At 68.3% G+C, this 24,172-nt stretch carries 18 protein-coding genes and 1 pseudogene; 6 read left to right on the top strand and 13 right to left on the bottom strand.

Features of this window, described 5'->3' with window-relative positions; translation table 11 throughout:
• Nucleotides 1–549: 549 nt before the first annotated feature.
• The 3 genes from HHL19_RS18950 to HHL19_RS18940 all read right to left on the bottom strand — a co-directional run bounded on the left by HHL19_RS18950 (nt 550) and on the right by HHL19_RS18940 (nt 3,355).
• A complete protein-coding gene (locus tag HHL19_RS18950; RefSeq protein WP_169091066.1) occupies nt 550–2,019 on the bottom strand; it encodes a UvrD-helicase domain-containing protein in 1,470 nt (489 codons plus the stop codon).
• A gap of 55 nt (nt 2,020–2,074) precedes the next feature.
• Nucleotides 2,075–2,935 carry a DUF6083 domain-containing protein gene (locus tag HHL19_RS18945; protein ID WP_169091063.1) on the bottom strand — a complete coding sequence of 287 codons (861 nt, stop codon included), beginning with the start codon at nt 2,933–2,935 and terminating at the stop codon, nt 2,075–2,077.
• 138 nt (nt 2,936–3,073) lie between these two features.
• Complete coding sequence (locus HHL19_RS18940) at nt 3,074–3,355, bottom strand: helix-turn-helix transcriptional regulator (RefSeq protein ID WP_169091061.1); 282 nt, start codon at nt 3,353–3,355, stop codon at nt 3,074–3,076.
• Nucleotides 3,356–3,781: 426 nt separating this feature from the next.
• Here HHL19_RS18940 and HHL19_RS18935 point away from each other — a divergent pair, with 426 nt between their 5' ends.
• Nucleotides 3,782–4,624 carry a hypothetical protein gene (locus tag HHL19_RS18935; protein WP_169091059.1) on the top strand — a complete coding sequence of 281 codons (843 nt, stop codon included), beginning with the start codon at nt 3,782–3,784 and terminating at the stop codon, nt 4,622–4,624.
• Between the two features lie 528 nt (nt 4,625–5,152).
• A pseudogene (locus HHL19_RS36815) lies at nt 5,153–5,388 on the top strand (hypothetical protein); the annotation flags it as partial.
• Between the two features lie 72 nt (nt 5,389–5,460).
• Here the strand turns inward: HHL19_RS36815 and HHL19_RS18930 are convergent.
• The 4 genes from HHL19_RS18930 to HHL19_RS18915 form a co-directional block, all read right to left on the bottom strand.
• Nucleotides 5,461–7,773 carry a DEAD/DEAH box helicase gene (locus tag HHL19_RS18930; protein ID WP_169091057.1) on the bottom strand — a complete coding sequence of 771 codons (2,313 nt, stop codon included), beginning with the start codon at nt 7,771–7,773 and terminating at the stop codon, nt 5,461–5,463.
• 372 nt (nt 7,774–8,145) lie between these two features.
• The gene (locus HHL19_RS18925) at nt 8,146–8,853 is read right to left on the bottom strand and encodes a helix-turn-helix domain containing protein (protein ID WP_169091055.1); all 708 of its coding nucleotides are present in this window, start codon (nt 8,851–8,853) and stop codon (nt 8,146–8,148) included.
• Nucleotides 8,853–10,940: a hypothetical protein gene (locus HHL19_RS18920; RefSeq protein WP_169091206.1), complete on the bottom strand. Its 2,088-nt coding sequence runs from the start codon at nt 10,938–10,940 to the stop codon at nt 8,853–8,855. The genes HHL19_RS18925 and HHL19_RS18920 overlap by 1 nt, the downstream gene beginning before the upstream one ends.
• A gap of 2 nt (nt 10,941–10,942) precedes the next feature.
• A complete protein-coding gene (locus HHL19_RS18915; protein WP_346768553.1) occupies nt 10,943–11,560 on the bottom strand; it encodes a helix-turn-helix domain-containing protein in 618 nt (205 codons plus the stop codon).
• Nucleotides 11,561–12,856: 1,296 nt separating this feature from the next.
• Between HHL19_RS18915 and HHL19_RS18910 the strand changes: the two genes are divergently transcribed.
• From HHL19_RS18910 to HHL19_RS18900, 3 genes are all read left to right on the top strand, one after another.
• Nucleotides 12,857–13,120, top strand: a complete 264-nt coding sequence (locus tag HHL19_RS18910; RefSeq protein ID WP_169091054.1) for a hypothetical protein — start codon at nt 12,857–12,859, stop codon at nt 13,118–13,120.
• A gap of 341 nt (nt 13,121–13,461) precedes the next feature.
• Nucleotides 13,462–14,289: a helix-turn-helix transcriptional regulator gene (locus HHL19_RS18905; protein ID WP_169091052.1), complete on the top strand. Its 828-nt coding sequence runs from the start codon at nt 13,462–13,464 to the stop codon at nt 14,287–14,289.
• Nucleotides 14,290–14,783: 494 nt separating this feature from the next.
• Nucleotides 14,784–15,614 carry an SAM-dependent methyltransferase gene (locus HHL19_RS18900; protein ID WP_169091050.1) on the top strand — a complete coding sequence of 277 codons (831 nt, stop codon included), beginning with the start codon at nt 14,784–14,786 and terminating at the stop codon, nt 15,612–15,614.
• On the opposite strand, the gene HHL19_RS18895 is transcribed toward HHL19_RS18900, so the two are convergent.
• Both HHL19_RS18895 and HHL19_RS18890 read right to left on the bottom strand, forming a co-directional pair.
• Entirely contained in the window at nt 15,541–16,542 is a 1,002-nt protein-coding gene (locus HHL19_RS18895; RefSeq protein ID WP_169091048.1) for a helix-turn-helix transcriptional regulator, read from the bottom strand. The genes HHL19_RS18900 and HHL19_RS18895 overlap by 74 nt on opposite strands.
• Before the next feature lie 86 nt (nt 16,543–16,628).
• The gene (locus tag HHL19_RS18890) at nt 16,629–16,862 is read right to left on the bottom strand and encodes a DUF397 domain-containing protein (protein ID WP_169091046.1); all 234 of its coding nucleotides are present in this window, start codon (nt 16,860–16,862) and stop codon (nt 16,629–16,631) included.
• Between the two features lie 258 nt (nt 16,863–17,120).
• On the opposite strand from HHL19_RS18890, the gene HHL19_RS18885 reads away from it, so the two are divergent.
• Nucleotides 17,121–17,582, top strand: a complete 462-nt coding sequence (locus HHL19_RS18885; RefSeq protein WP_169091044.1) for an ATP-binding protein — start codon at nt 17,121–17,123, stop codon at nt 17,580–17,582.
• 542 nt (nt 17,583–18,124) lie between these two features.
• Here HHL19_RS18885 and HHL19_RS18880 read toward each other — a convergent pair.
• The 4 genes from HHL19_RS18880 to HHL19_RS18860 all read right to left on the bottom strand — a co-directional run bounded on the left by HHL19_RS18880 (nt 18,125) and on the right by HHL19_RS18860 (nt 23,851).
• Nucleotides 18,125–18,571, bottom strand: a complete 447-nt coding sequence (locus tag HHL19_RS18880; protein ID WP_169091042.1) for a hypothetical protein — start codon at nt 18,569–18,571, stop codon at nt 18,125–18,127.
• Between the two features lie 40 nt (nt 18,572–18,611).
• Entirely contained in the window at nt 18,612–20,153 is a 1,542-nt protein-coding gene (locus HHL19_RS37415; protein WP_346768554.1) for a restriction endonuclease fold toxin-2 domain-containing protein, read from the bottom strand.
• Nucleotides 20,154–20,341: 188 nt separating this feature from the next.
• Complete coding sequence (locus HHL19_RS18870; protein ID WP_169091040.1) at nt 20,342–20,923, bottom strand: hypothetical protein; 582 nt, start codon at nt 20,921–20,923, stop codon at nt 20,342–20,344.
• 1,131 nt (nt 20,924–22,054) lie between these two features.
• Nucleotides 22,055–23,851 carry a transcriptional regulator gene (locus HHL19_RS18860; protein ID WP_240981670.1) on the bottom strand — a complete coding sequence of 599 codons (1,797 nt, stop codon included), beginning with the start codon at nt 23,849–23,851 and terminating at the stop codon, nt 22,055–22,057.
• Nucleotides 23,852–24,172 lie beyond the last annotated feature (321 nt).

Below are 24,172 nucleotides of genomic sequence, written 5' to 3'. Positions count from 1 at the left end.
AGCCGCACGGAAATGCTGGACGGACGCCATCACCCATCAGAACCCGTAACGCATCGACCCCTGCTGCGACGACACCGTATACGCGCCATAGCCGAAGCCAACTTGTCCCCCGCCGCACACCCCTGGCAGAAGGGACAGCAAGTTCCCTCTGCCCAACCCCTCGGAAACCTCCAGGGCTCGATCGAAGCCGCTCATGGCCCGCCAAACAAGCGACGGCGCGGTCCAGGCGTGAGGGGGTGCGCGAAAGGGTCCACGCCAGCATGACCGGCACCGTGCCGAGGGGCCGGGGAAAGCAATGTGCCCCGAGCTCGAGGAGCGCTGGGCGCAAGCAGGAGGCGGGTCAACGGCCAGTCGGCCCTTCCCCTACACCTGAACCGTAGCGGCCCACCGACGACCGACCTGACCATTCCGGTCGCCGGCCACGCGAACGAGCTAACGCCTGTGTGTGCGATGTGGAGCTCTCACGCCCGTATCAGGAGTGATCCGAGAGCGACAGCCACCTGGTAGATCTCTACGACCCTGTCGTACAGAGTGGCGATGCCACTCTGCTCAGGGTTCGCGGCGCGCATCGGGGTGGCTGTCGATCCAGGAGAGCCCCCCAATGTCGAGGTGCCTGCGGGCGCGAGTGACGGCGACGTAGGCAAGACGGGCTTCGCCTGAGTCAACAGGTTCGGGAATCGGCTGGCCGTGCGGGTCTTGCTCGTCGGTGTCTGCAGGTGGCGGGAAGTCGTCTGCGATCTTCACTCGGAGCCACTCCCGTCCCTTGGCCTTGTGGGTGGTCGAGATGGTGATCTCGGCATCCGGCTCGTCGCTGAGGCGGTTCACTGCGTTGAGGATGGCGTCGGTTCCGTGGTTGTCGACGAGGTCGACCAGGGGCTGCAGGTCGCGTCCGGAGGGGTCGTGGGCGGCGTAATCCTGGACGGCTCCCCAGGTGGGGAAGAGGACGAGTTCGGGGTGACTGGTGGGACGCCCGTCCTGAAGCTGCCGCGCGGCCAGGGCCAGGGCGCGCAGGCTGTCGCCTCCTCCGACAAGGGCGACGCGGGTGCCTGCTGCCAGATGAATCATGACCTGCTTCATGGCTCCGACGTTGGTGCGGCACAGGATGGCGTCGGGGTGGGTGAGAGGGCCGAGGCTCGTGGGGTTGGTAGTGCTTCCGGTGAGCCGCAGGGGGGCGTCGGCGAGAGTGAGCCACCGGTTGGCCTCTTCGGCGAGGGCGGGGCCGAAGCGGAAGGAGCGGGAGAGGGTGAGGTGCGTTCCGACGAAGGTGGTCATGACGTCTTTGGCGCCGCGCCAGTGGTAAATGGCCTGGGCGGAGTCGCCGACCATGACGAGCTGGGCGTGGTGGCGCTGGCTGTTGAAGATGTGCTCGACGACGGGGTTGGTGTCCTGCGCTTCGTCGAGGAGGAGGAAGTCCGCATGAATCGTCGGGTTGGTGAGTGACCAGATCTTGAGGAAGTGATCGGGGTCGAAGCGGACGGCTCCGGTGTCAAAGTTCTGCAGGTCTGCCCACGCTTTGCGGGCGTAGGGGATGACGATGCCGGCGAGCTCGCCGTGCGCTTTGGGGCTGTCCAGGCCTCGCAGTTGCGGGACGTGGTGGTCGGTGAGCTCTGTGTCTGCGGTGTGGCAGAAGCGGGTCACAGTCTTCAAGACGGTGTTGGAGAGGGTGGTGGGCATGAGGGTGTGGCCGGCGGCGCGGACGGGTTTGGTGATGCCGAGGTCCTGGCCGGTCTGCCAGGCAGGGCGGCGGGGGGCGTCGAGGCGGCGTTTGTAGCGGTGGCCGATAGCTGTGTAGGCGAGGGAGTGGGCGGTCCTGCAGGTGACGTTGGGCGGGAAGCGGGTGGCGGCTTCCCGGGCGATGGCGCGGTTGTAGGCGAAGTAGCGGCCGCGGCGGGTGGTGCTGCGTGCCAGGAGGTCGAGGGTGGAGGTCTTCCCGGTGCCGGCTCCGGCTTGGAGGGCCATGTGCTGACCGGCGGTGAAGTGGTCGGCTGCTTCTGCTTGCTCGTCGGTGGGCGTGAACAACGCGAATGTGCTCCTGGGTGTCGGCAATGTACGGCCTGGCCGTGGTGTGCCGGGATCAGCGGTGGGGGCGGGGGTTTGTCGGCAGACGGGTGGCGGTGAAGGGGTGGTGGAGAAGGGGGTCGAAAGGCTCCCAGTCTGCGAGCGCGAGGTCGGGCGCCGCGGTGGATGCGGCGTGGGTGGGGCAGTGCTGGGTGCGCCAGCGGATCTGTTCTCGGTAGCTGAGGTGGGTGAGGTCGTACACGGCGATGTCCCTGGCGGCCAGGGTGAGTTTCCGGGAGCTCTGGGTGTGGGGTGTGGTCGGCATGAGGGTCCAGCAGCCCGCGACGGTTCCAGGGGCGAGGACGGGGGTGGCGCAGCGGGTGCGTCGGACGGTCTGGGCGACGCACTGGATGTCCTCGACGGGGACGGGGGCGAGGTAGCGGGTGTAGAGGAGCTGGACGACCGGGCGCTGGGGCCGGCAGGCGGGTTCTTCAGGGGTAATCGGTGGGGGGCTGGGTGGTGTGGTGAAGGCTGCGGTGTCGATGAGGTGCCTTGTGTGAAGTGCGAGCTTCCGGCTGATGGCGTTGAGGGAGTCGGGGAGGTCGGCCGGGTGAGTGCCGGCCGGGCAGACGGCGGGATGGGCGATGCGGCACCAGGGGCTGCCGTCGCCCGCGGGGTAGGCGACGCCGGAGGCGAGGTGCCAGCGGTAGTCGGCGGGAACGAGCTCGGTGGGCAGTTCACCGGGGTGCAGACTCACCGGCCGCGGGCCGGTGGTGGTGTGCCGGTCAATGCGGTTGCCGCAGCGAGGGCAGCGTGCGGATTGGGCGCAGCGCAGGAGGCGGCTGGGGCTGTCGTGGGCGACGGTCAGTGTGCGTCGCGGGCGGCGGGTGTGGAAGGTGCCGTCCCGGTGGTGGGGGGTGTCGGGGCGGGGGCGCATGAGCGGAAAGGTTCCATGCGACACGCCGCAGGGTGGTGTCCCGGGCTCGGATGCCCCTCTGTTGGCTCAACCCGTTCGCACTCACGTCGCGGCTGGCGAACGTGTGGGCGGGGTTGGTGACTCGTTCGGGTGGTCAGTTCAGGGGGTGGTGCCGGAGTTTCCGGGGGTGGCGCCCGGGGGTGTGTGGCCTTCGCAGAGTACAGAGAAGAGGCCGTCGAGGGGGATGCCGAAGGCGTGGCTGAGGGCGTGCCAGGTGGCGATGGTTCCGATGGTGCGGCCTTGTTCGATCTCGATGAGAGTGCGCCTGGACAGGCCGGTTCGCGCGGCTAGGTCGTCGTAGCTCCAGCGGTGTTCGCGCCTGAGCCGGGCGAGCTCGCGGGGCAGCTCGTCGAGGTTGGCATCGGGCGGCAAGATCGTCACTTGCTCATCCGACGTGGCGCCCGTCCGCCATGTCAGTGCAGACCTCTGCCCTATTTTGCGTGATCTTCGGCGAGCCGCCCTGGGTGCACTACCGTGTGCCGCCGTCCGGGCTCACCACCTTGCCCGGCAGCAGGTACGAGCCGTTGGAAGGAGTTCACCGCTGTGACAGTGCGTGCCGCGCACCTGCGGATGACGCGAACCTGGATCGTCGAGCTGCACCCCGAGCCCCAAGGGCCCGTCCTCGTCTGCGCGCAGTGCCCCACACGCCCCCACCTCGCGCAGGGCTTCACCGCACGGTCAGCAGCGCTCGCGCACCTCGCCCGGCACGCCCGGCGCTCGCTCCTTCCCCCGTACCTGCGGACCTGCCAGTGCCATGAACGCGGATGCCGCTGGCATCCCCGTCACCGTGGCTGCGACGGTCCCCTTTTGCTCGTACTGACCTGCGAGAGAGCAGGTCGGGTCTGGCGGCTCGCCGACACCTGCGCGGCATGCGCCGGCGCGATGCACCACACCTCGGTGGTGCCGGACACCGCCCTCAGCGACCTGCCTGCCACCGACCGGACGAGGCCGCGCCGCCGTAGAACCAGCAGGCCGGGCAGGGAGCGTGCCCTGGTCCGGGACATGCTCAGCCTCCTCGCCGCCTCCCTGCCGTTCCACACCTCCCCCGAAGCCCGCCTGCTGGCCCTGCAAAGCGTGCTGCGCTGCGACGCCGACGGCTCCCTCATCCTCCCCCACGGACTGATCCGTGGCATGAGTTTGGGCGATACCGGACCACTGTGGCAGGAACTGCTCGATGCCCGCTGGTTCCTCAACGTCGCTCCCACACCGCCGGGAATGCAGGCCCAGCTCAACGATCCCCTCACCGGCCTTCCCGGACGCGGCCCTCGCTCCCGGGCGGCGCACTGGGCTCTGCTGGAGTCGTCCGGCTCAGCTCTTCGGCACACCAATTCCGTGGCCCGGCTCGCCATGGTGACGCTCCAGGCCCATACACAGCCCTCGCTCCAAAAGGGTGCCGCTGACAGCCACACGCTGGCCCGGATGTGCGGCATGGCCCTGCACCGGCTCCTCGTCATCGCTCAGGACCTGCTGGATTCCGGCATGCTGCAGAGCTGCTCGTTCGCCGGCGGAGAAGACCTGGCGTGGAACTGGCCCGACACATCCCTCCTGCGGGAAGGCACACGTACCGGACGCCGGAGAACCCTGCCGGAACCCGGAAAACCGGATCCCCCCTCTGCCGAGTTGGCTGTCCCCGTACGGACAGGACTCTGAGCATGAGGTGCTGACCGCGGTCGGACGTGCCGCAGTGAGGGAGGCACCGTGCCGCGCGTGCAGACACTGCGGTCCAATCTGGGATCTCTCCCGGCAAGAGGACACTTCAGGTGCGGCAGGATGCGAAACACCGGCCCGCTCGACTCCGTTGTCCAGCTCGCACGCCAACGGCGACAGGCTGCGGGACAACCGCATAGGGTGCCGTGGTGTCTGCCGATGCCAGCACTTCGTGTGCGTCCGCCCTGCCGTCCGACCTGTTCCGGCTCGCGACGCTCACACGCTTCTCCGGCCAGCACGTTCGCCTCGCCGTCCATGCATCAGCCTGTCCCGTCGCCCCCGAGGACGGCAGGACAGTGGAAAGCAGCGGTGTCTGGCACGTAAACGAGGTTTCACGCAGCACTGTCATTCCGCGTATGGAAGAGGCCCGGCAACGCGGGCTGCCAGTACTGACATCCTGCGTACGCTGCGGCGGGTGGCCGCCCCGCTGAGCGTCGTACACCGCCGCGCAGCCCCACAACGAGCCGCGTCCGCATCGCGCGCAAGGGCATCGAGACATCGGAACGCCTCGGGCGTCGACGTTGGGTAATCGAGCCGACCATGTCCCGGCTGACTGGCTCCCGCCAGCTCAACCACCGCTACGAACGCCTCCCCGCAATTACCTGGCCTTCCTCGACCTCCCCGCAACCAACCGCTGCTACAAGCGACTCGTCCGCATCACCGACTACCAGGCATTCACCGCGACGACGAGGCGGCGAAGCAGCTGAGGGCTCAGCAATCGAACGGCGCTGTCCCGTGGGTGGCGAGAGGGAGGTAGGAGGGCCATGATTTCGACTGATTTAAGGAATGATCTGTGGTGCTGGGGGCGTAAGGCCCATGGCCATCAGTGCTTGCTGGCGTTCAAGGGGTAGCCGGTCCCATCGCCGGCGGATGTTGCTGAGCCACTGGCCGAGGCGTACGGATCCGGAGGGGAGTTCCTCTGTGTGTCGTTGCGGCACACGACTGTGTCCTTCCCGGGCATAGAACTGTCTGAGTGCGGTGAGACCTTGCTGGAAGGCGCGGTCCCGCCCACCGGAGGACCGTCTCAAGGGCGCAGCAGCGTTCGAGTCCGGGTCCTGCCCTGCCAGGTTCAGGCAGGCGAGCAGGCATAGTTGCTCCGAAGCCTGGGGCGGATTGGTGCGCTGGGCGTGGAGCCACTCCCCCAGGCGTTCGCCGTTTGCCGTCTGGAAGTGCCGTGGAACGGTGATGAGGGGGTGGCCGCTCTGCTCGTGGCGTCGCGCCGTGTGGTACATGCGCTGCCAGGTCAGGGGCCAGGGAGGGTTCCAATGCGGGTCGAGGTCATCGAGCGCCTGGGTGCGGGCCGGGGTGAGCTGGGCGGCGCGTTTGCGTTGGGTGGCGAGCCAGCGGCCGAGGGCGAAGCCGGTTTCGGGGTCGTGGTGGTCGACAGGGGCGGCGAGGTGGCCGTGAGTGGTGGCGTAGGCGGCTGCGTGGGCGAGGCCTCGGTCCCAGGCCTGCTGGCGGGGGTTCCAGACGATGTCGAGTTGTTCGAGGGCGTGGGTGCGGGCGGGGTCGAGGGCGTTTTGGTTGTGGAGGTGGCGCTGCCAGGTGATCCAGCGGCCCAGGGGGTAGCCAGCCAGGTCCTCGTATGTCTGGGGGACGTCGAGGTGGTGGTGGGTGCGGTGGAAGCGGCGGGCTGTGGCGAGGCCGCGGCGCCATTCGGCGCTTTTGGGTTTGAGGACGCGCAGGGTGAGGGCGAGGGCGATTTCGTCGGCGCCTGTGGGACGGTCGAAGTGGAGCCAGTGGCCGGGTTCGCCGGTGAGGGTGGGGCGGTGGGTGCGGGGGTCGGCGAGGCGTGCTTCGAGGCGGCTGTCGTGGGCGCGCAGGGCTTGGATGGTGCGCCATAGGGGGGTGTAGGCGTCAGCGCCGAGGAGGTCGTCGGGGCTTTCGTCAGGGGTGAGGTAGACGGGGACGATCAGGGTGGCTCTTTTGCTTGCGCCGGGTTGTTGGCGCAGGGCGCGGCCGACGGCTTGGACGGTGTCGACGGGGCTGTTCTTGGGGTCGGCGAACACGACGGCGTCGATGGCGGGGACGTCGATGCCTTCGCCGAGAACGCGGGCATTGGCCAGGACGGCGGGTTGTTCGGGGTGGGTGTGGGTGGCGTAGTCAAGGAGGATGCGGCGGCGCACGCGCGGTGGGTGGGTGCCGCTGATCCACTGTGACCACAGGCCTTGGGGCTGTAGTTCTCCGGGGAGGGCGGCGGCGGTGTCGGGGAGGGTGGTGGCGAAGGCGCGGGCGTCTTGGACGCGGTGGTGGAAGGTGAGGACGCGGCGGAGTTTGTGGTCGTGGATGGCTTTAAGGACGGCGACCTGGCGGCCGGCCAGGCGCAGGCCGTCGGCGCCGGCGCCGGGTCCGGTGGCGAGCCAATCGCGCAGGGTGGTGTCGTCGATGACAGGGACGAGGATCTGGTAGTCGGCTAGCAGGCCGAGGTCGATGGCGTCGGAGAGGGTGAGGCGGTATGCGACGGGACCGAAGAGAGTTTCGTCGTCCATGGAGGCGACGGTGTCGGCGTCCCCGTCTCGGTCGGCGTCTGCGTCGGCGTCCCAGACCCGGGGGGTGGCAGTGAGGTAAAGGCGGTGGTGGGCGGGGACCTGGTCGTCGTGGTGAACGGCGGCCCAGGCTTTGCCGAGGCGGCCTGCGGTGCGGTGGGCCTCGTCGACGACCAGCAGGTCCCAGGGAGGAAGGCCGTGAGCGTGGTGGGCGGTGACGACGGCGGGCAGGGAGGCGTAGGTGGCGTAGACGGTCACCGCCCCGCCGGTGGTGGTGAGGGCGGCGAGTTCGGCAGGGCTGGTGGTCATGGGCAGGTCGCCGACCGGCGTGTGGTCGGAGGCCTGCCTGGCCGAGCAGACGGCGACCGTGGTGCCTTTGCGGCCTGCGGTGTGCCAGGAGCGGGCGGTCTGGGACAGCAGGTCCAGGGTGGGCAGCAGGACCAGGGTCCTGCCGCGTGGGGTGAGGCGGGCTGTGGTGCGGGCGGCGATGAAGGTCTTTCCCGTGCCGCAAGCGGCGACCACGGTGGCCCGGGAATGGGTGCGCAGTGCTTTGACGGCTGCGGTGACGGCTTCCTGCTGGTGCGGGCGCAGCTCGATCTCGGGCATGTGTGTACCGCTCCAACGGGGTCGGCCGGCTGGTGCAGGGGGACTAGTTGGGGCCCCTCTCTGCTTGGTGGGTGCCAGGTTATTCGGTGGCTTCGGTCAGGTGGGCGAGGGTGGAGCCGGTGGGGTTCTTGCGGACGTGAAGCCGGTGGGGGTGTGACGGCGTAGTTCGGGGAGGTGGCTGCTGACGCCGACGGCCGTGTGGCTGAAAGCTGCGCGGACTGTTTGCTTTCGGCGCGATGCGCAGGTCACCTGGCTTGTTGTGGAAAGGCCGCGGCGCCCCTGCGGCCGGATTCTGGTGGTCTGGCGTGCGTCGGGCGTCGCCTAAGCGTGTAGGCCTCTCAGGTGTCCGGCTCGCTCTTGCGGTGTGAGGGGTCAGCGGCGGCGCCAGGTCCGTACTTCGAGGTGGGTGATGTGGGCGTCCTGGTGGATGCGGCCCGTTTCAAGGAGCCACCTGTGAACGGCGGCTGTGACGTCGCCGCCTGCCGCATCGATGCGGTGAGCGAAGTCGGCGGCGTCGAAGCCTCCCGTTGCGGCAGATCCGTAGGAGCGTTCCTCGGTGTGATCGGCGCGTTGGACGACGTCGCGGCGGATGCCCGGTGAGTCGGCTCGGCTGCCCGAGGCGAGGGTGTAGCCGCTCTTGGGCATGCGGATGGTGAAGGCGAGACGGAGGCCCTGGCGGGCGGCTTCGGCGATCAGTGGGCGCAGGCGTGCGGCGCCGGAGGCGATGGCCTGGGCGCCGGCGCGGCCGGTGCCGGTTCCGGCGGGGGTGATGAGAACGGCTTTGGTGCGGACGCGGGCCCGGGAGCCAGAGGTGGTGGTGCGTCGGGTGATGTGGGGGGCGGCGATGTCGGCGAGGGCGTCGGGGTCGGTGATGCCCGCGGTGTGGACGGCAGCGAGCACGCGAGTGAGGGCGGGGACGAAGGCGGCGCCTTTGCCTCGTGTGTAGAACTGCGAGACGAGGGAGGCGTCGCGGTCGATGATGCGGGCGATGCTGCTCTTGGTGAAGCCCGCGGCCTGGAGTTCGTCGGCAAGGCGGGCGGCTTCGTTGAGCTGCGGAGCCTGGGAATCACTGGAGGGCATCAGGACTCCTTGAGGGCTGTGCGGCCGGCGTCGCGCAGTGCGAGAAGCTGCTCTTCGGTGGTGGGGGCGGCGAGGGGGCCGGTGAGGTGGCCTTTGTTGAGGTAGTCGCCGGGCTGGCCGTGGTAGGGCCAGGGCTGAGGCGTGGTGAGGTAGAGGGCGTCGGTGCGGAAGGCGACGACGGTGCCGGGCGGGGTGTGCAGGGCGCCGGCGTAGGTGTTGTCGTCGCGGTGGCGCTGGGAGAGCAGGGCGGCGCGGGCGCCGGACCAGATGGCGGCGGCCCATTCGGGGTGGGCGTTGGGGTCTCGGGTGAAGCCGGTGGGGCGCTGCCAGGTGATGGTCTCGTCGGTGAAGCCGATGATCTCGGCGTCGGCGGGGACATCGCGTTCGTGGGTGCGGGGAGTGGTGCCGGTGACCGTGCGGGGGCGCTGGGCGAAGGAGCCGATGCCGTAGAGGAGCAGGGAGCGGACGGCGCGTGAGGCGAGGTGGGCGGCCTGTCGCTGAGCGGGGTCGCCGTGGAGGTCGGCCTGGGCGGCGAGGGTGGCCCAGGCTTCTTTGAGTTTCTTGGCCCAGTCGTCGAGGGGTTTGCCGTCGTCGAAGAGGAGGCCGTCGAGGATCTCGATGTGCCAGGGGGTGAGCGGGTTGGTCAGCGCGGTGTGGATTTCGGGGCCGCCGGCCCAGGTGGTGAAGGTAGTGCCGGGGGTCGCGGGGTAGTGCCAGGCACGGTCGCCGGGGGCGGGGGCGGGCAGGAGGCCGACGTGGTTCCAGGTGTCGGGGACGGTGACACGCACGTGCCAGTGGCCGCAGCCGTAAAGGGCCTTGGCCTGCTCTTTCTCGCTCCAGGAGGCAAAGGTGCGGCTGGTAATGCGGCGGGGGGTGCCGACGGGTGATTTCCAGGTGTGCTTGGCGTAGGCGAACGTGCGGTCGTATTCGACCAGGGCGGGCAGCTGCTCGGGGACAACGGGTGGGGCGAGGAGTTCGGTGCGACCCTGGCCGGCGGTCGCGTGCAGGAGAACGCGGAGCTCTTCAGACAGGACGGGGTAGCCGTCGGCGTGCTGACCGCGGGTGGGGATGGTGCGGGTCCACAGGTCGCGGCCGGTCTGGGACGGGGAGCCCATCAGGACGGCGTCGTTCCAGTGGGCGCGCAGGGTTTTCCACAGCAGGACGAACGCGTCGCGGACGGTGGTGGGGTCGGCGCCTTCGGGGTCGAACCATTCCCCCACCGAGCGGATCTCGACGTGGAACTGGCCGTTGTCGCTCTGGTAGCGGGCGACGGGGTTGCGGGGGTGGACGAAGTGGCCGGCCATCTTGTCCTTGCCGCGGCCGGTGTCGGTGCGCCAGCCGGGGATGGGGGCGTTGAGCCAGGCGGCGACGGCGTCCTTGAGGAAGGGATGCTGGTCGGCCTGGTGGTGCCAGGGGTCTCCGGCGGTGATGAAAATCCGCTCGGTGCCCTCCGGGATGGCGTGGAAGACGGCCTTGAGGATGGTCGCGGCCGTGGTGTCGGGAAGGTTCAGGCGCAGAGTCTGGTCGCGGTGGACCAGGACGCCGGTAGTGGTGTCGAGGAAGACGGTGGAGCGGGCCTGCTGGGTGAAGTTGGGGTGGGTGGAGGTGAGGTTCGGGGTGTGGGCGAACCAGCGGTCGCCCTGCGGTCCGTCGGGGATCGCGGGCAGTTCACGGTCTTGTCCGGGGGCGGAAGCGGGCGGCGGGGTGGGGTCCTGGCGGTCCTCGCGGGCAGGGCTCTGCGGCTGCGTACGGGTGGAGGCCGCCGCACGGGGGGCCGCACCGGTGGGGGTGATGTCGGAGGGGACGTGTGGGGATGGGCTGTCGTCCGTCGGGCCGTCGGGTGCGGCCGGCTCGCTGCTGTGGAGGGCGGGGGGTGCGAGGGCCGGGGCGATGCGCGCGATGTCGGCCAGCCCCAGGCCGGCTGCGGGAGCGATACGTTCGGCGTTGGCCTTCTCGTATCCGGCGAGCGTGCGGATCTTTTTGTCCCGGGCCTCTTCGAGGGAGGCGAGAGCGGCTTCCGCCTTCTTGATCTGGTCGCGATCCTTGCGCAGTTCGGCGAGTGTCGCGTTATAGGCCTTGGCGTCCATCGTCATCCCTGGGTCACGTCGGGGTTGCGGGTGGAGACATATGCGATCGGGCCGCCGGAGTCGGAGGCGAGCCGGGCTCCCAGCAGGAGCTGGGCGGTTGCCCTGTCGGTGGCGTCCTGGGCGGTGAGGTGGACGGTGGGCCGGGCGAGATCGGTGACGTGGCCGGCGAGTACGGCGTCGGAAAAGAGTGTCCGCCCTTCGCTGTTGGTCTCCCACTGGTGCAGATTCGTCAGGACTGCGACGACGTACCCGGCGACGGTGACCGGCAGAACGCCTCCCGCGGCAACGCTTGGGGCGTCACAGCGCCACCAACCGCGCAGGTTCGCCAGCAGGTCCGAGGTCGGTGCAGCGGCGGAGAACCCCTGCCGGCCGGCGCTAGCACCGGCGTGAGGGGATTCGGCTCCCCGTACACGGAGCACGGCGATCTCGTCTGCGGGCAAGCGGTGCAGGGCGGCCGTACGCCTCGTGCGGAGAGCCTGGACGGTTTCCAGCGGGACCATCACCCGCACTCCCCTGCTGACCACTCCCGGGATCAGGCCCGCATGCACCAGACGCCGGAAGGTCGTGACCGCGCAGCCGAGTTCCGCAGCGGCTTGGCTCGTCGTCAGAAGCACATCCACCCTCGGCCATGCCAGATCAGATATTCGATGACGCTCATACAGTAGCGGGCTGCGGATCGCGGATCCAGTCGTGGTGGGCAGGAGCGGCTTCCGCTTCCCCGAAGGACAGGACGAACACCCGCTGCAGCCCGTCCACCGCCTCCGGCCTGCCTGCCGGCGGCGGACCAGGGGGCACCGCGCCGCCTGAGTCTGTGCGCCGGGTGCGGCGCCTGGAGGCGGCAGGGGTTCCGGTACAGGCCAGCCCCGGGGAGAAGCAGGCCCCCGCGAGGGGCCCGGGGGTGTGCTGTTTTGCCGCCAGGCGAACGGGGGCTGCCGAGCGTGGCGGACAACGAGGGATCCCGTGCTCAAGGTTGTCTGGTAGTGCGGGCGTCCGGATGCGGCGGCGACGCGGACGTCTGCCGCGTCGGCCGCGTCGAACCGCACAGAGCCTCACCGCGGCGACAGGGCCGCAGCGGGTGCGTACGGCATCCGCCCGTCCGCCGGCTCGTTTTCGACTCCCTCCTCCAGGCACGAGAGGCTGCCGAAGACGATACTGCCGCCGTCGGGGAAGAGGACGCCGCCGGCCGGACCGCGGACATCCTTGAGGGGCCGGTGGAGGCGACCGCGGCCCTGCCGAGGCAGCGGTCCCCGCCCTCCCGGCGACGGGCACCGTCCGTGTTTCTTCTTGAGGCCACGCGGGTTTCGAGGATGCGCCAGTCCGCTCTCGGGTCGTACGGATCGGCGTCATGGGCAGTAGCTACGGCATCTTCGCGGGGGCGGTTCGGCGCAGCGCTTCGGACAGGAGACACGGGCGAAGGCGGATGCCGTTTCGCCGCTCCCTGCCGGTTCCCTCGGCCGGGGTGAACGCCTCCTCTGCGTGCGGGCCGCCACCGCGACGGAAGGCGGACGCACTACGGCGCAGTTCGGTTCCCCCGCGCCCCCACTTCTTGCATCCGCCCCCCTTCGCTGTAGGCCGAACGGGTGAATCCCTCACGACTTGTGTGCCATTACCACTGTTGGCCTCGCGAGTGCGGGGATGTACCGATCTCCACCCTCATCGATCCGTCACCGGCCTTTCTATGACTGAACCTTGCGCGAGATCGATCAGTTTTTTCAGCTTGCTTTTCGAGTTACTCGTGGGCAAATTTCTTGCATGGCTGGGCGGGTGATTCCCATGAGGTAGTGGGCCGTGCGGGCTGGGCTCCGAGTGGCTGTAGGTTCTCTCGTGTTCAGTCCATTGTCTGACACGCAGAAGGCCCCGAGGTGGGTTGCGTCCACTCTCGGGGCCTGTGCCGATCAAACTGAAAGGAAAGTGCCATGTTCGATCGAAACCGGGGCGGGAATCAGCTGCCCCCGGCTTCCCGTGAAACTACCATTGGGGGCTGGCCTGTTCCACGCCTGGGCACGATTCGTGCCTGGGATGTAAAGCTGCGGCTGAGCATCCTCGTCGTGCTGATCATCGTGATCTGGGTGATCTGGGCGGGGGGTGACCCGGCCGCGCTGGGCTGGGGGTTCCTGATGTGTCTGATCGCCGTCGCTGATCGGTCCACCGTCCACCACCTGCGGTTCATTCGCCGCTGAGGCGCAAGCGGGAGGGGTGTCCGGCGCCTTGAGGATGCCGGGCACCCCTGCACATGCGGACCTGGCGGAGACCCGCCGGGCGTCCTCGTCGCCTCCCTGGCGGGAGGTGGGCTGTTTTCGGGGAGGGACTTTCATCAGTGAGCGAATCGCCAGGGGTTGGGCGCTGCGGGTTCTGCGGACAGAGTTTTCCGCATCGGCCGGGCCCCGGCCGGCGCAAGAGCTACTGCGACAAGCGGTGCCGACGGCGGGCTCAGCGCGAGCGGGACGGCCACAGGACACCGCCTCCTACCGCTGCGGTCCCCTGGGGTGCAGTGTTGGCGGAAAGCGTCCAGGCTTTGTCCGTGCAGTTGGTGCGGCTCGAACATGGCCAGGCCTCGCTGGCCGATCTCCTGCGGTATGCCCATCGCATCGAGCGGGAGGTCAACCGCTACATCACGGCTGCCGTGCAGGACGCGCGCGGGGGCGGGACGTCGTGGGGCGAGGTGGCGCAGGCCGCCGGGGTGCAGGCCGAAACGGCGCGGCTGAGGTGGAGCACGGCTCGGGTACAGCGGCAGCTGCGCGGGCAGTCAGTGGTCTCGTGGCGGCCAGGGCCAGATGGCGGGGAGGGACAGCTGCCCGACGGGTCGATGGGACTGCCCAGTCAGGCCTTGAGCGCGGCCCTGTCGCATCTGCACCGCCGATCCGGGATGACCATCGGGGATGTGGCGCGCGAGGCGGACCTGTCGGCGCCGTATCTGTCCCGGGTCCTGGCCGGAGAGCGGGTTCCGTCCTGGCCGGTCGTACACATGCTTGCCACGATCCTGTCAGGCGCTCCCCCGGAGCTCCGGTTCTTATGGGAGGCCGCGCGGGGTGTCACGCTGCCTCCTCGGCGCCCCGTGTGCGAGGCTGCCGCGCGGTTGCACGCTGCGCTGAGGGGACTGCACCTGGCGGCCGGCAGCCCGGATCCGGCTCGGCTCGCCGAAGGGACCCTGCTGTCGCCGCGGGTGATTCGTGAGGTCCTGAAGGGAGATCACATCCCTGACTGGCCGCTGCTCTCCCGGCTCGTCATTCAGCTCGGTGCCCGCCCGGCAGCGGTGCGCCCGTTGTGGGAAGAGTTGCACTACGCGTTTTTGGCCTCGCACGACATCTTCCCTCAGGGCGGTATCGCCGCCGGCGGCACGGACTCGTAGCAGCCGGATGGCGTCACGGCACCGGCTCGAAGAAGGTGCTGTGACGCCAGGGTCGAGCAGACCCAGGCGTCACGGCTGCCCACTCGCCCCGCCCCGGCGGCGCGACCACCCTGAAAGCGCTTCGCCGCCAGGACCTCCCGGCCGAAGCCAGCCTAGGCCGAACCGCACTTCAAGCCTCCCCCGGCGCCGGCTCTGACGCGTGGGCCAGCCGGAGAGTCTGGCGCCCGGCACATCCCCGGCGGACCTCGACCCCGACGCGAGGTTCGACGAAGCTTCTTTCGGCACATGCCATTCAAGTATGCCCCGCAAAAAAGGCGTCACAGATATGCCCGGAGACTCCAGGGAAATATTGCGCATTACATGAGAATGATTTTCTCCCCGGGTGCGAAAATCTTCGGGATCTCTCCACCGTTCCCCCGAACGTGGTCTCCCTGCCTGGCGACAGCTGCGTCTAGCATTGCTTTCTTGCGCTACTCAAGGCTTGTGGGGGTCAAATGGGCGACGGAGAGAATCGGGTTTCTCACACCATCGATGTTTCCGTGGCCAGCGTGGCCCGGATGTCCGACTGGCTACTGGGGGGCGTGGAGAACTACGAGGCCGACCAACGGGCGTGCAGGAGGGTCCTGTCGGTCGCTCCCGAGATCAGAAGGACCGTGCGCGCCAGCAGACGGTTCCTCAAGCGCGCGGTGCACACGCTGGCCGCAGAGTACGGAGTACGTCAGTTCATCGAACTGGGCTCGGGGCTGCCCGTGCAGGACAATGTGCATCAGGTGGCTCAGAGAGCAGATCCCCGGTCACGCGTGGTGTACATCGATGCGGATCCGACGGCTCTCGCGTACGGGCGCACGGTCCTGCAGGAGAACAGCAACACCCTGTTCCTCCACGCTGATGTGCGCGACACCGCTTTCATCCTGGAGCACGTCAAGTTACGGCGGCTGATCGACCTGCGTGAACCGACAGCGGTTCTGCTGGTTTCGGTGCTGCACTGCCTGCCGGATGAGGAGGGCCCGGCAGACCTGGTCAGGCAGTGGGCGGCGCTGCTGGCGCCGGGAAGTTTCCTCGCGATCAGCCAACTGGTGTGTCCGGCCCTGGACGTAGGCGCCAAGGTCACAGCGGTGATGCAGGAAGAGACCCAGGGCCGCTGGGGGCGGGTGCGGCAGGCGGAGCAGGTGAAAGAGTTCTTCAAGGACTTGGACGTCGTCTCCCCCGGTCTGGGCGATGTCGCCGCATGGCGTAGCGGTCCGACGGTCGCTACACAGCCGCCTGGGGGGTGCGTCGAGTGGGGTGGTGTCGCTCGTGTACCTCGATGCCGGGCCGGCTGGTGACAGCGCGGTTGGCAGCACGGGCACGGTAGTAGCTGATGTAGGCGTCGATGAGATCGATGCTCTCTTGTTTGTCCGCCACAGCCAGGCACGCCTTGTTGAGAACCGACCGGTACTGCGCCACCTGGGCAGGCCTGCTGATGTAGAGAGCGCTGTCGATCAGCTCGACATAGATGAGTTCCTGAGGGCCTCCGTCTCCGAACGTGAGCTGTGTCATCGGTGTGCTGGGCACGGCGCCTGACGAGCGGTCGAACGGAAGGATCACGACGTTGGTCCGGTCGAGTTCCTGAACCCTCTTGAGGTGCTCGAGCTGTTCGACCATGACGTGGGGACCACCTGTGGGCTGGCAGAGAACTCCCTCGTTGAGTACAGCGGTGACCCGTGGCCGGTGCCCGCGGCGCCTGAGCATGCTCTGGCGCTCCACTCTCATCTGCACCCGCAGGTTGATCTCTTCCGCTGTGGCGTGGGGCAGGCCGGCTTCGACGACGGCACGGGCATAGGAGCGGGTCTGCAAAAGGCCGGGGACGACGTTGTTCTCATAGGTCCGGATGGAATCCGCGGATCCTTCCAAGCCAATCAATCGCCTGAACCAGTTGGGAGTGACGTCGGCGTACTTCTCGTACCAGGCGCTGTCCTGGCTGTAGCGCAGCAGGTTGTCGAGTTCCCTGCGGTCCTGCAGACCGTAGAACGCGGCCAGGTCGCGAACGTCACGCTCCTTGGCCGGGCTCTCTCCTCGTTCGAGGCGGCTGATTTTTGACTGAGACCCGCGGATGGCCGGCGCTACCTGGGCGAGGGTCAGGCCGCGTTGCCTCCGCAGACTGCGGAGGTAGTCGCCCAGAAGCCGCGCCGCGGCCTCGGGCTTCGTGTGCGGTTCTTCCCCTGGGACGGCTTGGGCGAACGGAGTCTCACTCCGGGCGTGCCCGTCGGACATGCGTGCTCCTGTGGACGACCGGCTCTTGCCCGCCAGTTTTCCAGAAACGACACCGCATGTCCGACGGATGGTCACACCTTTACACCTCAGCCGACGAGGTGGTCGAACTCACCGTCCTTGGCGCCCTGGAGGAAAGCGCGGACCTCGGCGGTGGTGTAGATCAGCGCCGGCCCCTCGGGGTGGCGCGAGTTACGCAGAGCCACGACCCCGCCGGGCAGGGCAGTCGCCTCGACACAGTTGCCCTGCGCCCCGCTGGCCTGACTCTTGATCCAGACCGCGCCCTGGATCCGGCTCGAGGGGACACCGTTGTCGAACTGCATGGCTGTCTCCGTTCTCAGTTCAATGACGACTTCCCCACCGCACGAGGCGGTCTTCGAGACCGTCGCGCTCGGGCCCCACAGTCAGATGCCTCTGGACGTGCAATCCCATATGCATTTGCATGAGGAGTGGGTTGGTGAGGATCTTATCGGCCGCGCGCGGCTGTGAGTGTCCCCCGAACGAGTGCCTGAGAAGCGGCAGTTAGGACGTTGATGGTTCAAGATGTAGGCGCTTCGTCGCGCACCAGGAGGGATCTCTTCATGGACATCCATGCCACTGGCCTCAGACCCGTCGACTGGGGACTCAGGCAAGGGCTCGGTGTGCCGCGCTTCGCCGCACACCGCTTCACTGCAAGCAGCCTGAGCCTGTCCAGCGCCCGACGGTTCACCCACGAGACTCTGACCTCCTGGGGCCTGGAGCGATGCGCCGACAACGCCACGCTCGTAGCCGTGGAACTGATGACCAACGCAGCCACCCACGCCCTGACTACGGAGAGCGACGAGGAAACCGCGACTGCCTGGCTGGGACTGAGCTGCACCGACAGGACAGTCACGTGCACGGTCAGCGACCCGAGCGCCCAACGCCCCCGGACAACCACACACGACCCCCTCGCCGAAGCAGGCCGGGGCATGCGTATCATCACCGCGCTCAGCGACGACTGGGGCTGCGACATCCACCCCAACGGCACCGGCAAAGCCGTCTGGGCCCACCTTCCAGCCTGAACCACATGGCTGGCCGACCTCTCGCTTCGGCCCTCGTTCCCCTCCGGCCATCCGCTGCAGCAATCCGCAGTGGAACAGCCGGCCACAGAGACGGACCGCGCCTCGCCCGCATGGGCCTGACACCGCGCCTGCACCTGCCGCACTCATGCAAGCACCATGCCAGCCGGCTCTGACAACGCCCCGGCAGTCACCGCGCGAACAGGCGTATCCCAGAGCCCCAGATCCGATCTTCCTCAGCGGCAACTGGTCTTGGGCAGCCGTGGGGCGCTGTGTTCTGCCAGCCGTACGCGGCAAGCCCGGCCCACGGTGCTCACGCCGGTGTCGTCCGGGACGATGCGAGCAATGGCGGCGGACGGCAGTCTTGTCTCCGTGAGGTGCTCGGATGGAGGCGTGCCGGGCTCAGGACGTCAGGCCTGTCAGCCGGGAGGGGTGTGGAAGGTGAGGCCAGTCTGGTTGACTCCCCGCCCGAACGGAGGTGTTCCGTTCACGTTCTCCAGTGACGGTGACGCGCTGAAGTGGTCCGCGCGGCATGCGGAGGATTTCTAGTTCATCGCGTCGATGGCTTCGAGGTGGGCGAGAAAGGTGGCCGTGACGCGGGGGCGGGGAGCGTCGGGGACGAGCGCGTCAGGGAGATCGGTCTCCAGTCCCCATTCGGTATTGAACGAGACGCTGGTACCGGTCGGAACGATGCTGTTTCGCAGCCACTGTACGAAGGCTGCTGCTGCTTGTGCGGTGGCGTCCTCGAGAGTGATTCCTTCGGGGGCCAGCTTGGCCATTCCTTCCAGCGTCTCGTCTCCGAGAGTGATGCCGAAGTGCATGACCGACCCGTGAACGGGCCCTTGGTCTCCTTCGTCGACGCGGATGAACTCGTTCGGGTTGCGCTCACGCAGCTTGCTGGTCACCAGGTCGTAGGTGAGGTTCCATGTGGATCCCTCGGCGGGGCCAAAGACGTACATGGTGCGCAGTGCGGCCAGTTCGGACTCGTCCACGCGATGGCTCCTTCGTCGTGCAGTGCGGTGCTGGGGTGGGTCAGGGTACATAGCGGGCGTAGCCGCGGACGCCGTAAGCGGCCATCATCACGCGCCAGTAGGCCACGGAGTCGGCGTGGTTGGTGACTGTCTCCACGCCGCGCATCTCTTTGTTGCGGGGATCGTTGAGCGCGGCGTTGTACTTGATGAGCTCTTTGCGGTCCTTCTCGTAGAGGAAGTCTTTCTTGCCTGTCTGGTGGGCGGTGCGGAGTTCATCGAGGGTGCGGTAGCAGGGCTTGTTCGGGTTTCTGACGTACTTGGCTTCGATCGCCATGCCATCGCGGTCCCGGAAGCCGTCGACCATGAGTGTGCTGTTGGCGCTGATGCCCTGCGGGATCGGTACCTCGTACTCGGGGTATCCGGCGACCCTTCTCTGGTAGGCGACGTCGGCCGGCATGCCGCCGGAGATATCGCCGGGGCGCAAGCCGTTCAGCCAGGTCTGGAAGTGCTGCTGCTCGGACGGGGTGAGGGGTGGGAATCGAGGATTGTGGGGGCTTGGCGGAGCGATCGGCTGGACGCGTGGTCCGTTCGCGGGGTTGTAGACGACGGGCACCAGGAGCGGCACGCGGATCAGAGGTGCGAGGAGAGGCGGTACGGACGGCAGGGGCAGGAATCCGCCTGTATCGGGCTGGGGCATCGGGACTTTGGCCTGCGCGCTGTCGAGTGCGGGCGGGATGTGGCCCAGGCGGGCGATGCGCATGTCGCCGGTGACGAGTTCGTGTAGTCCGCCGTCGTGGCCTTCGCCGCCGAACATCGGTCGTTCCCAGATGGCGAGCGGTTCGCCGAAGAGGGGGTTCGTCTCTTCCGGGATGCGTTTGAGGGCTGTGTCGATGTGGTCCGCGTATGCGTCGCAGGCGTTGGCGATCATCCGGCAGGCGGAGGGGAGGTTTGCCATCAGCGTCTCGTCCTCGCCGACCTCCGAGGGTGGCGGGGTTTTGCCGACGAAGGCGGTGAAGAAGGTCTGGACGGCCGCGGCCGTGTCGCCGAGCTGTTGGGCGGATGCGGTGCGCCATGCGCTCTCGCAGTCCCAGTAGGCGTCGCCCAGGATGCCAGCCGCCGTCCGCCAGGCGTTGGCGGTCTTTCGGAGCTTGTCCCGCTGGCCGTGGAAGCGGGAGCTGAGCAGGTACTGGTCGCTCCAGCTGGTCTCGCCGACGACTTCGGGCAGGTCCTCGGCGTTGTGGCTGGCGCGGGGGTTGCAGTCCGGTTTCGCCGGCTGGGCCCCGATGTCCGGTGCCACGCTGTGGCCGAGCAGTGACGCGGCGACCACGCTCTCCTGCTTGAGGAATTCCTCGGTCGCCTTCAGCATGGCGCCCGCTCCGTTCGCCATCACCTGGTGAGCGAGTCCGGACGCCTCGAAGACGGTCTTCACGGCCGGCTTGTACACCGCGGCGAAGGCGCGGCCCGCGGCGTCGTCCCCTGCCATCCCTCCGTGGGCGCTCAGTTCGGTGAACAGCAGGCCGACCATGTCGTAGATCAGGTCGCGTAGCCGCACCAGGGACCATGAGGCGTTGATGTAGTTGCCCGCCTTGTGCTGAAGATCCACCGCTCCCCCGCTTCCGTGGTCTCACCGGACTGCCCATAGACCGTACAGGCTGGGCCAAAATGCTGGAGGAGTGGCACCTGGCCTCCGGTCGCAGCGGTTGAGAGGCCAGGCATCTCGAACCACCGTCCGAAGGCCTCGCCTGCTGTTCACCGTGGCCGTTACCTGATCGGTGGCCACTCTGAAGATCCTCAGTAGTAGAACTCAAGGTAGTCAACTCTTTCGATGGTGACGCTTTCGGTCATGCCTGGTGGCTTGTTGCGGTGGAAGTAGCAAGTGCCGACCGCGGTGCTGAGGATCTGCAGGAGCCTGGTTTCCGACTCGTTACGGTGGCGGGCTTCGAAGAGGTGCTCCGGGTAGGGGGCGTCGAGGCCGAGGGTGAGCATCCGCAGGCGTGGGTCGTCGCTTGATCCGCCGGCTGCGGTGAAGCCGAGCCAGGCGCGGAAGCTGACCATGACGTGTCCGTTGTTCTCCAGGATGGCGCGGTGGGCCTTGCGGCGGATGCGCGGCTGCCAGAGGCGTACGACTTCTCTCTCTATCGCGTCGTGCAGGGGTTGTCCGTCTGCTTGAGGGGGTCCAAGGCTGAAGGTGTCGAGGCGGGCTGGGGTGGTGCCGAGGTGCGCTGCGAGTGCGGTTCGGTCGCCGCCGTGGTGGCGCTGGAGGTAGTTCAGCCTGGCTCGCGAGGAGCGGGGCGGGTTGCGTGTCCAGTGACGGGAGTCGGCTCTGTCCAGGGCTTCTTGAATCGTGTCCGCATGGAGCCTGGGAAGTGGCATGGTGCCCTTTCATCGTGTCTTGTCTAGGTTGGGTGCACAGGTGCTGAGAGATGCGGGTGCGGGGCCGTTGCCCCGGAGGGTGGAGCTGATCCGCGGGGAGAGCGTCGCGTCGTTCCTGTGGCGGCTGGCGGAGCGCAACGGGATGACGTGGGAGGCGCTGATCGGGCGGATCGGCGGGCCTCGGTCGCTGGCGCCGGCGGATGCGGAGCTCCAGGAGGTGCGCTTGGGGCCGGCAGCCCAGCGGCTCGTGGCCGTGGCTTGTGGGCGTTCGGTGGCAGATCTGGAGCGCGCGTTGCCGTCGTGGTCGCAGGGTCGTGTCGGAGCGCGGGCGCGTCAGCAGGTGCGGGTGGAGGCGTGGTCCGAGGGTGAGCGGCCGGTGCGGGCGTGCACCTTGTGTGTGGCGGGGCTGAGCAGGCGTCCGGTGTGGCGGGTTCATGGTGAGCGGTGGAACGTCTGTGTGCGGCACGGGCGATGGATGGGGGATGGCGGGCGGTCTCAGAGCGGCCTTGAGGGGCTTTCTGAGGTTGTGGAGGCGCATGAGCGCAGGGTTCGGCTGGAGCGCAGGGTGGGGCCCTACGGGCGGGCTCTGTTGGCGGATGCACAGCAGGTGGCGGTGTATTGGTGGCAGTGTCGGCAGATGGGGTCGAGGGGGGTGTGGCGGCGTCGGCAGGACATCTTGGGGGTGGACCGGTCGGCGTTGTGGGCGGTCGGTCTGGTGGTGTACCCGGAGGCCGTGGTGGTGGCGGAGTGCATGGCGGTCAGGGAGCGGCAGCGGGCGGTGGGGCGGAGTTTCGCGGGAGGTCCTGCTGGTTGGACGACGCGTCGGTGGACGGAGTGGGTGGGCGAGCGGCTGGGGATGGGCGGGGAGATGGCTGAGGGTGGTCATCGTGCTCTGGAGGCATGGCTGGTGGCGCACCGCAACACGGTGCCGGTGGTGCGGCGGCTTGCCGATGATGCGCGGCCGGCGGCGCGCAGTGTGCCGATGGAGTTGTTGGAGCCGCATCGTGTGGTTCCTTCGGGTGGGCCGTTGGAGCAGGTGTCGTGTCTGCCGTGGAGGCTTGGTTCTCCGATGACGAGTGCGGGGTTCCGGGGTCTGAGCTGAGGTTCCTGGGGTCGTGGTCTGTGTGTGGGTCAGCTGCCTTTGATGTGGCGGGCGGGGTTGAGGTTCTGGTGATGCTGTTGGAGGTACCAGCTCATGGGCCGGGTTCCTTCTTGCTTGGCGTAGCCGGGGTTGACTCCGAGGTGGAAGTGGCCGGGGAGTTTGCTTCCGTCGTCTCCTGAGGGGACGACGTCGGTTGCTGTGGGCTGGTGGGCGGGGTAGACGGCGCAGTCGGAGAGGGCTGCGAGGGGGTAGCGGCCGGTGAGGTCGGCGAGCTTGCGCATCTTGCCGTGCATGAGAGTGCGCGCTTTGGAGATGACGGCGGCTCGGATGTCGGGGCGCCAGGTCGGGGTGTCCAGGGCGGCCCAGCGCTGGTAGGGGACGGTGGTCCCGCGGGGGCCTTCTCGTAGTTTGCCGATGCCGCCTTTTCCGGTGGCTTTGATGGCCTTGAGCAGTGCAAGGAGTTCCGGGCCGGCATCGGGGAGGTTCTGCATGGCGCGGAGGAAGGCTTCTGGTGTCATGTTTTCGTGGACGCCGGCATCGGCCATGGTCTCCAGATAGGCGTTGCGCAGGTGCTTGTACCAGGGGGCGAGGTAGCGGCCTTTGTCGTCTCGCAGGTATGCCTGCAGGGGTTTTACCTTGAGGTCGAGTTCCTCTGCGGCGTAGGTGAGTGTGGGGGTGGCATACCAGGCGGGTCCGGTGGGCGGCAGGCCGTGGGGGGTGAAGATGGACGGCAGGCGCGGGTCGTGGGGGGCTTGGGAGAAGTCGCACAGCCATGTGCCCGGGACCTTCGGGTCGAACGGGGGGCTGGCCGCGTGGCGGGGTGGTGCGTTGAGGCCGACGTCGAGGCTGGAGGCGGCGGCTACGAAGGCGAGGTTGATGTCGATGCCCACGACGTGGGCGTAGGTCGTGGCTTCGTCGTCGGCGGGAGGTCGGCTCCAGTCCCAGGCCTCCTCGTTCATCGCGTCTTCGGGCCGTCGCCCCTTGGCGAGGGGGTGGGCGTCGTGCGCCTCGGGTGGTGCCGGTTCGAGGGGTTCGACGAGGGCGTTGGCGTTCTGTGCGGAGACCCAGCGGCCGGCGGCTGGTGAGTAGTCTGCGCGTGTGGCGGGTCGCAGCGCTGTCATGAGTTCCTGGCCGCATACGGCGGTGGAGCCGGCGGGGGTGATGACGCGGTCTGCGTAGGTGCCGAGGAGTGCGGCGAGCGGGCCGGGCTGGAGGTCGGGCAGGTTCCAGCCGTCGCGGTCGGACAGGGCTCCCCACCCGGTCAGGGCGAGTTGGACGCAGGATCGTTTGCCGTTCTCGACGGGCAGATAGACGCGTGCCCAGGGACCGAATCCGCTGCGGGTGAGGCGGAAGCCGGCGTCTCGCAGGCGGCTGATCTCAGGGTGGCTGTCGGGCAGTCTCAGTTGGTTGCGGTTGTCCAGGGCAGGGGGGAGGCCGAGGTACTGCATGGCTGGCAGTGTCAGGACGAGGAGGGGGTCGGCGTCGTTCCTGGCGTTCTTGTGCAGGCGGGCGCGTCCGATTCCTGCGTTGAGCGCCCAGTGGACCAGGTCGAGGAGGTGGTCTGCGCCGGTGTCGGTCCGTTTCTGGTCGGCGAAGTGTGCGATGAGGCCTTCGCCCTCCTGGTCGATGACGGCAAGCGGTCCGCGCGGGAACGAGGGGTGCGTTGCTGTGTCGCGTGAGATGACCGCGGTGCGGGAGCGGGGGCGGCTCGGGGGTCGGGAGGGTGGAGGCGGCGGTGCGCTGCTGGTCGCGGTGGGCTGGTGGTGGGGTTGTTCAGTGATGGTCTGGAGGCCGCTGAGGAGGCGGGCGTAGGCGGCCCGCTGCATGCCGTGAGGTTCACGGCTGCCTGATTCCCATTCCTCGACGTCGTGGGGATCGCACTGTAAGGCATCGGCCAAAGCCTGTAGGGAGAGGTGGGCGCTGTTTCTGAGACGGGCGCGTTCGGGGTGGTCGGGCAGCGGGGTCCTGAGTGATTCGAGAAGAGCGTCGACGCGGGGAAACAAGGCGTCTTCGGAGTCGTTTCGCACAGCATCGGAATCTTGCAGGCGTGTCCACTTGGTGTGCGAGTTTGCGCCATCGTGGAAAGGCCTGAGCGGTGTGGCGGGGTGAGCATGGAAACGCACAGACCTGCGCTGTCTCCGTGAGGC

This window comes from Streptomyces sp. R302 (genome assembly GCF_012927245.1).
Lineage (GTDB): Bacteria > Actinomycetota > Actinomycetes > Streptomycetales > Streptomycetaceae > Streptomyces.
This window is presented reverse-complemented; position numbering and strand designations above follow the sequence as displayed.